Annotated in this window: 5 protein-coding genes; all 5 read left to right on the top strand. The window is 38.3% G+C overall.

All coding sequences use genetic code 11. The features are described 5' to 3' along the window. On the top strand, positions 1-3,537 hold a 3,537-nt coding region (locus EGI24_RS19100; RefSeq protein WP_255050178.1), incomplete at its 5' end, for an Ig-like domain-containing protein. Positions 3,538-3,616: 79 nt separating this feature from the next. Further along, entirely contained in the window at positions 3,617-4,183 is a 567-nt protein-coding gene (locus EGI24_RS19105) for a hypothetical protein (protein WP_255050179.1), read from the top strand. A 26-nt stretch (positions 4,184-4,209) separates the two neighbouring features. Then, a complete protein-coding gene (locus EGI24_RS19110) occupies positions 4,210-5,013 on the top strand; it encodes a hypothetical protein (RefSeq protein WP_255050180.1) in 804 nt (267 codons plus the stop codon). A gap of 8 nt (positions 5,014-5,021) precedes the next feature. Then, positions 5,022-5,837, top strand: coding sequence for a hypothetical protein (locus tag EGI24_RS19115; RefSeq protein ID WP_255050181.1), 816 nt, complete (start codon positions 5,022-5,024; stop codon positions 5,835-5,837). An 85-nt stretch (positions 5,838-5,922) separates the two neighbouring features. After that, positions 5,923-8,008: DUF11 domain-containing protein (locus tag EGI24_RS19120; RefSeq protein WP_255050183.1), on the top strand; the 2,086-nt coding region annotated here is incomplete at its 3' end.

Genomic DNA, 8,008 nt, shown 5'->3' on the forward strand with positions numbered 1-8,008 from the left:
ATATTCACAGTGTTACCAACCAATGCACCGAATACTACAGTAGCGGTGGATGATTATGTTGTAACAAGAAAAGATACACCAGTAAGCGGAAGTGTTAAAACAAATGACGGCGACCCTCAAGGCAATACACAAACCGTAACATCGGGTACAACCAATGTACCAGGAGCAGGAAGTTTGGTATTGAATTCGGATGGTTCGTATATATTCACTCCAGCTACAGGTTTTGTGGGTACGGTAGCAATACCATACACTACATGTGATAATGGAACACCTCAAGCATGTGCAACGGCAACATTAAATATAAATGTAATGCCACCAGTATGTCCAAAACCAGTATTGAGTGTACAAAACATCGTATGTAATGGTACAGGCACAGGATATACAGTAACATTTAGCAGCAATGCAACTGTTACAGCAATTGGAACAGCAGGATCTAATTTACCAATAAGCGGAAACAGCTTAACAGTTCCATCAGGCAATGTAACTTTAACATCAACGACAAGTTGTGGTGAGGCAACCTCATTGGTAGTAACTGCACCAGTTTGTCCAGCAACACCACAATGTACACAGGTGGCAAGCCTAAGTGTAGGTAGTGCAATATGTACAGGTAACGGTACTTATTCAGTAAGTTTCACTGCGTTAAATGGTACAATAACAAGCACAACAACAGTAGGAGGAACATTAGCTGCAGGTACAGTATCAAGTAATTCAGTAATAAATATACTAGTAGGGACCAATGCAGTGTTGACTTTAACACCAACTTCAGCAGCATGTAGTGGACAAATTGTAACAGTAACCTCTCCAGCCTCATGTGAAACCCCAAGTTGTACAGATGGAAGTGTAGGTATCAGTTATAGTACCGTATGTAACAACGATGGAACATACAATATCAACTACACCACTTCTGTTGCAAATACAACTGTAACACCAGCTAATTTGTCAAACCTGACAGGTCCAGTAACATTGACAGTAACAAAACCCTTTGCTATCTGTACACCACAAACAGTGATAGTAACGCCACCGGTATGTATTGCTTGTTTGACACCAACTTCGGTAAGTGCAAGCCCAGCTACTATATGTGCAGGTGCAAGCAGTACTTTAACAGCCACTTGTTCTACTGGTACATTGACATGGTACACTGATGCTGGATTAACAGGCACAGCTTTAACAAGTAATGTTGTAAGCCCAACGGTAACAACAAAATATTATGCAGCTTGCGTAACAGGGACATGTAAAAGTGTTGCTTCGCTAGTCACTGTAACAGTAACAAGTACACCATCTACACCGACTGAACTGGCTGCAAGTCCAAGTAATATTTGTTCTGGTACAAGTACAACCTTGACAGCCACTTGTTTTACAGGTACATTGACATGGTACACGGATGCTGGATTAACAGGCACAGCATTAACAAGTAATGTTGTAAGCCCAACGGTAACAACAACATATTATGCAGCTTGCGTAACAGGGACATGTAAAAGTGTTGCTTCTCTAGTCACTGTAACAGTAACAAATACACCCGCTGCACCGACTGCAGTGGCTGCAAGTCCAAGCAATATTTGTTCTGGTACAAGTACAACCTTGACAGCCACTTGTTCTACAGGTACATTGACATGGTACACGGATGCAGGATTAACAGACACAGCCTTAACAAGTAATGTAGTAAGCCCAATGGTAACAACAACATATCATGCAGCTTGCGTAACTGGAGCATGTAAAAGTGTTGCTTCTCCAGTCACTGTAACGGTAACACCTACACCCATTGCACCAACTGCAGCGGCTGCAAGTCCAAGCAGTATTTGTTCTGGTACAAATACAACCTTGACAGCCACTTGTTCAACTGGAACATTGACATGGTATACGGATGCTTCATTAACCACAATATCAGGTACCATTGTAAATCCATCGTCTACCAAAATTTATTTTGCAACTTGTAAGACAAATGGATGTGAAAGTAAAGCAACAGAAGTAACCGTTTTTGTAAGCAATTGCATTTCTTCTTTAAAATTAGTTAAAAATCAAACGGCGATCACTGGTCAAGCTGTAGGATCAACTATTGTATATAGTTTGGTTGTAACCAACACTGGAGCAACTACACTAACGAATGTAACAGTATCTGATGCGAATGCAACGATTACTGGAACAAATCCAATAGCAAGCCTTGCTCCAGCAGCGAGTGTAACGTTGACAGCAGTTCATACAATCACGCAATCCGATTTGAATATGGGAAAAGTATTGAACACAGCAAATGTAAGTGGTACAACACCAACTGGTGGAAGTGCAACAGATGTGTCAGATACGGGTACAGACCCAACTGGAACGACCATATTAAATGCCGAATCTGTGGATGGGCCAGACATGGACACTGATCCCACAAATGATCCTACGGAGACTATATTAATACCTATTGCAGTGAATGATTTATTAACTGCACCTGCTGGAACTACAAGTACGGTAAATGTTTTATCAAACGATAATTTCTTACCTGGTGTAAATACAACTTTGATTGGACTTCCAGGTGGAACTGCTACAGGTACAGTAATATTCGATCCATTAACTGGTATAATGTCCTATAAGCCAGCAGTTGGAGAATCAGGAATAGTGACACAAAGGTATAAAGTGTGTAATACTACGCCTGATCCTGACCAATGTGCTGAAGCTGTGGTAACTATAACTGTTACAGATGTTGTGGCAAAATTAATTTTAAAGGTATTGTTACAGGGTGCATTATTACCAACTTCATCCTCAGGAGGTCCAATAATGAACGGCATTATGAGAGACGATTTGAGAACAGCATCACCAAGTCAAATACCGAACCTTGAGCCTTACGCTGGATTAGCTAACGCCAGATTTACGCATGTAGGCGGTGGTGGCGAAACAATTAGTGCAGGCGTATTGTCGGCCAGTAGCAATGATGCCATTGTGGATTGGGTATTTGTAGAGTTAAGAGACAAAAACAATCCAGCTACGGTATTGAAAACGAGGTCGGCCTTGGTTCAAAGGGATGGAGATGTAGTAGAATCTACGGATGGTATTTCGCCATTGACCTTCACTGGAGCAGTAGGCGAAAGCTATTATGTAAGCGTGAAGCATAGAAACCATTTAGGAGCAATGACTGCAGGTGCTGTAGCGATGACCGCAACGGGAACCTTAGTTGATTTTACCACAATGACTGCCGCACAGACCTACAATCTACCGGGCTACGATGGATTTGAGCAAGTGGACGTAAATGGTAAAATGGCTCTATGGGCTGGTAATTCAAATGCTGACAATAAGGTTAAGTATGTGGGTGTAGATAATGATCAAATACCAGTGTTTAGCCAGGCTGTAAACTATGTTACCAACACAACCCAGCAATACAATTTTGATTTTGCAACGCCAGTGTATTTGGGAGGTGATATAAACATGGATGCCAAAGTGAAGTACAGAGGACCAAACAACGATGCATCGTTTATCTTCTTTAATGTGATAACGAAATATGCAGGATTAAACACAGGGGCTTTGTATAACTACGATTTATTTATAGAACAACTTCCTTAATTAGTCAGGAAAATAACAAGGGTTGAGCCTTCGGGCTCACCCTTTTATTAAAATTTAAAACATTAAAAAAACAATTGAAATGAAAAAGTTTGTAATTATTCTTTCTTTATTGGTTTCTTCTTTTTGGGCTTCCGCTCAAGGTACTATTCAGCTCACTTTAAGATGGAATTTGAACTTAAATAGATATGAAGTGTATGCTAAGCCAAGTTTTACCCAAAATAATTTTCCATGGGGACCGTCTCAGATTTCCCCGGTATTACCCAGTGCAGCACCTAACGCCAACTTGGTAATAACCAGTTTTGCCGCTGGATCGTGGGCTGACAATTCAAAAGTATATGCACCAAGCGTTCAACCAAATAATGACTTTCACGGTGTTGAATCTAGCGGCGGGCCAATCAATTTGGTTGCAAATACAGAAACACTGATCTTCTCCTTTGTTTTTGCTGATGGCATTTGTAGAGATGGACTAAGGTTATTTGTGAATTCCTCAGATCCTCAATCCAGTGCAGCAGGAATGAATGGCGGAGACTTTAGGAATTCCATTTCAAATGCTAACCTACAAGATGTTTACATTTCAAATTATGCCAATACAGGAACCACTTGTAATGTGTGCAATGTGACAGCACCAGAATTGTCAAAAAATTAAGTTTGGTAAACCTAAACACTACCATAATGCTAAATAAATTAAAAGATAAAATTAAGATTATAATAATACTGGGGTTGATTTTTGCAATGCCAAGCCTTAAAGCTCAAAGTACAGACACAGACGGAGATGGGATAAGTGATGCTTTAGACTTATGTCCTGGCACAGCCAGTGGAACACAGGTAAACTTGCATGGTTGTCCTGTAAGCCTAACCAATTGCGATTACAATACATCGAGTTTCACGGTAGTATCTACACTAGCACCAGCGGGTGTGCAAACCAGGTATGTATTGGCTGATGCATTAGATGGTAAAATCGTTCAAATATCAAATACCCCTACTTTTTCTAATTTGGTTGGAAGCAAAACCTACATGGTTTTGGCATATAGCTATGAAGATAATGGGACATTGGTTAATCTAAATACTGGTAATTTAATAAATCAAGTTAACTCTTCGTGTGGAGATTGGTCAAAAGCTTTATCTGTAAAAGTTTGTGCTCCTTTTATTAGTAATGGAGTATGTGATTATACAACTTCAAGTTTCACTTTGAACACTACGGCTCCTCCATCTGGGGCAACTACAAAATATCTTTTGATAAACCAATCTGGAACAATTGTCAAACTTTCAGACTCGCCAACCTTTACAGGTAATTCAGGTACCAACACATTCAACGCATATTCAATAAGTTATACTGGGATTGTCAATGGTTTAAGTTTAGGCTCTAATATTTCAGGTGTTACTGGCCCATGTTTAGACTGGTCTTCACCATTAAGTGTAAAAGTTTGTGTATGTAATCCAGTGTGTATACCAGTCTCAATAGCACGAATAAAATAAAAAAAAATATGAAAAATATACTATTTGTTATTACCATTTTATTTTTGACAGCATTCGGAGCAAATGCTCAAAAAAAGTTAAATCTTTTAATAAAATATGACGCAAACTTCGAAAGGTATGAGGTTTTTGCAATTCCCAATTTTTCTCAGAAAAGTTTTACTTGGGGACCATCACAAATTTCTGTGGTACTTCCATCAAGCGTTTTGGTTGATAAAATTCAAGTTAGAAATGTAGATGGAGGAACGTGGGAGGATAATTCTGTAGTAATAGCTCCAGAGGTGAACCCCAAGGTTTCTTTTCACGGAATTTCTTCGGGAGGAGATAAGGTTGATCTCGTTGAAAAGTATGAATCACTTTTGTTTTATTTTACACTTCCCAAGGGTATTTCAGCTGCTATGGTTAGGTTATTTGACAACCAAAATGATCCAAAATCAAATGCCAAAGGAATGTTAGGGGGTGATTTTAGAAATACCATCGTAGATATTACAGGCGAAGAGAGATTTTCTCAGGTTCAGGTTTTTCAAGAATCTAAAATAGTAGAGCCTGCCTTAATTCCTGCTGAATTTCAAGCCTCTATTTACCCAAATGTAGTGAGAGACAATAATTTTAGTGTAAGTCTAGAAGGAATTAGTGAAAAAGACGGAGATGTTCTTATGATACTCACTGACCTGAATGGCAAAGAAATTTCACGTCATAAAATGGGTAAATCCAATATTGAGAAGCAAAAATTTACAATTCCTAAGGTTTATAATGGTAACACACTTCTAGCACGTTTCATTACGGCCAAAGGCACAGCCACCCAAAGAATTATTTCTGATAATTGAAATAAAAGTCAATTCGATTTTTAAAAAGACCCTTTAAATAATACAGGGACTTAATTCTGTAATTAACATTTAAACACATTTTTGGATGAAATCATTTTCTACTCCAAAGTTAATAGCTATTTACCTAGTTATATTCCTACTATTTTTTAAGGCTGAAAGCATTTTTGCAACTAAATCAACTAAAATAGTAGATTATGTAGATTTATCTATAAGCTCAACTTCTAATTTATCAAAACTTGCTGTTGGAAGTGCAGTTACTTACACGGTAAAGTTAACCAATGAAGGTGGTACAGCGGCTACCAACGTGGTGGTTCAAAGTTCTTTGCCATCTAATTTTACACTCTCAAACTCTGGAATAAATACCACTACAGGTACTTTTTCGATTAGTGGTAATCAAGTGAACTGGAATTTGGGAAATATTCCTGCTAGTTTTTCAGAATATACAATAACTTTAAAGGGTATTGTAACAGGGGAGGGTGTGCAAACACTAAAATCTGAGGTTTTTAGCTTAACGGAGACAGATGTTGATAGTAATCCAAATAATTCTAGTATCGCTGAGGATGATATAACATTTTCTTGTGTATCAATTCCTTACAGATATTGTTCGGGTCAAGAAATAGAAATTCTAGTCAGTGCACCTTCTGGTTTTACTAATTATCAGTGGTTTAAAAACGGTCAGGCAATTAATAATGCCTCCGGCATGATGTACACCATTACTAGTACTGGAACTTATTCCTTTACTGCTATTAATCCGATTTTAGGAAACACTTGTCCGCAAGAATTGTGTTGTCCTATAGTAGTCGAAAACAATCTGCCATTTACATTTCAGACAAATAATTTAAATCCAACCTGTAATCAAAACAACGGTTCTATTTCCGTGATAGGAAATAATCCATACAATTACAATATTAATGGAGGGGCTTTTTCAGCAAATACCATTTTTTTAAATTTAATAGCAGGAACTTATGTTATTTCTGCCAAAGATTCAAAAGGTTGTTTATCAAATCAAACCATCAATTTAACTTCATCAGGCAGTCCTGCTGTGGCAGGTGTGGTGATTACCCAACCCGTTTGTGGACAAGCCAATGGCTCCTTGAGAGTAGAAACCATTGGAGGTTCTGGTCCATTCACCTATAGCATAGATGGTACTAATTATGTAAATTCAAATATTTTTGGAAATTTAACAGAAGGATCCTACACGTTTTACGTGAAAGATAATTCAGGTTGTGTAACACCCCTTTTAATTAGTTTACAAAACGGACCTTCTGGAGTTGCACTAAGCGGAAATATCGTTTGTGATAATCTTGGTAATAGTACAGTAACATTAAACGCCTCTGGAGGCCTTAGTCCATATCTTTATAGTGATGGATCTGGATTTTATTCAAGCAATATTTTCACAAAAACTAACGGCACGTACGTGTTTGATGTAAGAGACTCTAGGGGCTGCGTTTCCTCTATTACCAGTGTTGTAAACTGCCAAGTGGCTTGTCCAAATACAGTTTATAAATATTGCAAAGGTGAGCCTATAGAAATAAGAGCAGAGATACAAGCAGGTTACACTAACTATCAATGGTATAATAATGGACAACCCATTCCTGGAGCAAACCAACAAATTTATACCATTACTACAACTGGTGTATTTACGTATTCTGCAAGTTCATTAGAGCAGGGGTCAAATTGCAACTTTGTTCAGTGTTGCTCTATAACTGTTGAAAGATATCCCGAAATAGTTTTTACTGCTTCGCTTACTCAGCCTGATTGTAATGGATCTGGCAAAGGAGCTATTTCAGTTTTTGCTAGCTCAGGCAATCAGCCATTCTCTTACAGTTTAAATAGTGGTATCTACCAAAATTCAGGCTCTTTCATAAATTTGAGTCAAGGAAATTATACAGTTAATGTAAAGGATGCAAATGGTTGTGTTGCGTTTTTAGAAAATCAAATTATTCAAAGTGGAACAGCACCAAACGCTCCAACGATTACTGCAGAAATTACGAATATTTGTGGCACACAAAAAGCCACATTAACAGCAACAGGTTGTGCAGGCACAGTAACATGGACACACAATGGCAGTACGCAAAACCCAATCCAAGTAGGAGCGGGTACATACTCAGCAACGTGTACTAACAGCTGTGGAACGAGCATTAGCTCAAACAGTATACAAATTCAAAGTG

Source organism: Lacihabitans sp. CS3-21 (assembly GCF_024343675.1).
Taxonomy (GTDB): Bacteria; Bacteroidota; Bacteroidia; order Cytophagales; family Spirosomataceae; genus Leadbetterella.

Coding starts and splice junctions, on each gene's coding strand:
- EGI24_RS19115 (WP_255050181.1), top strand. CDS start 5,022: ATGAAAAATATACTATTTGTTATTACCATTTTATTTTTGACAGCATTC.
- EGI24_RS19110 (WP_255050180.1), top strand. CDS start 4,210: ATGCTAAATAAATTAAAAGATAAAATTAAGATTATAATAATACTGGGG.
- EGI24_RS19105 (WP_255050179.1), top strand. CDS start 3,617: ATGAAAAAGTTTGTAATTATTCTTTCTTTATTGGTTTCTTCTTTTTGG.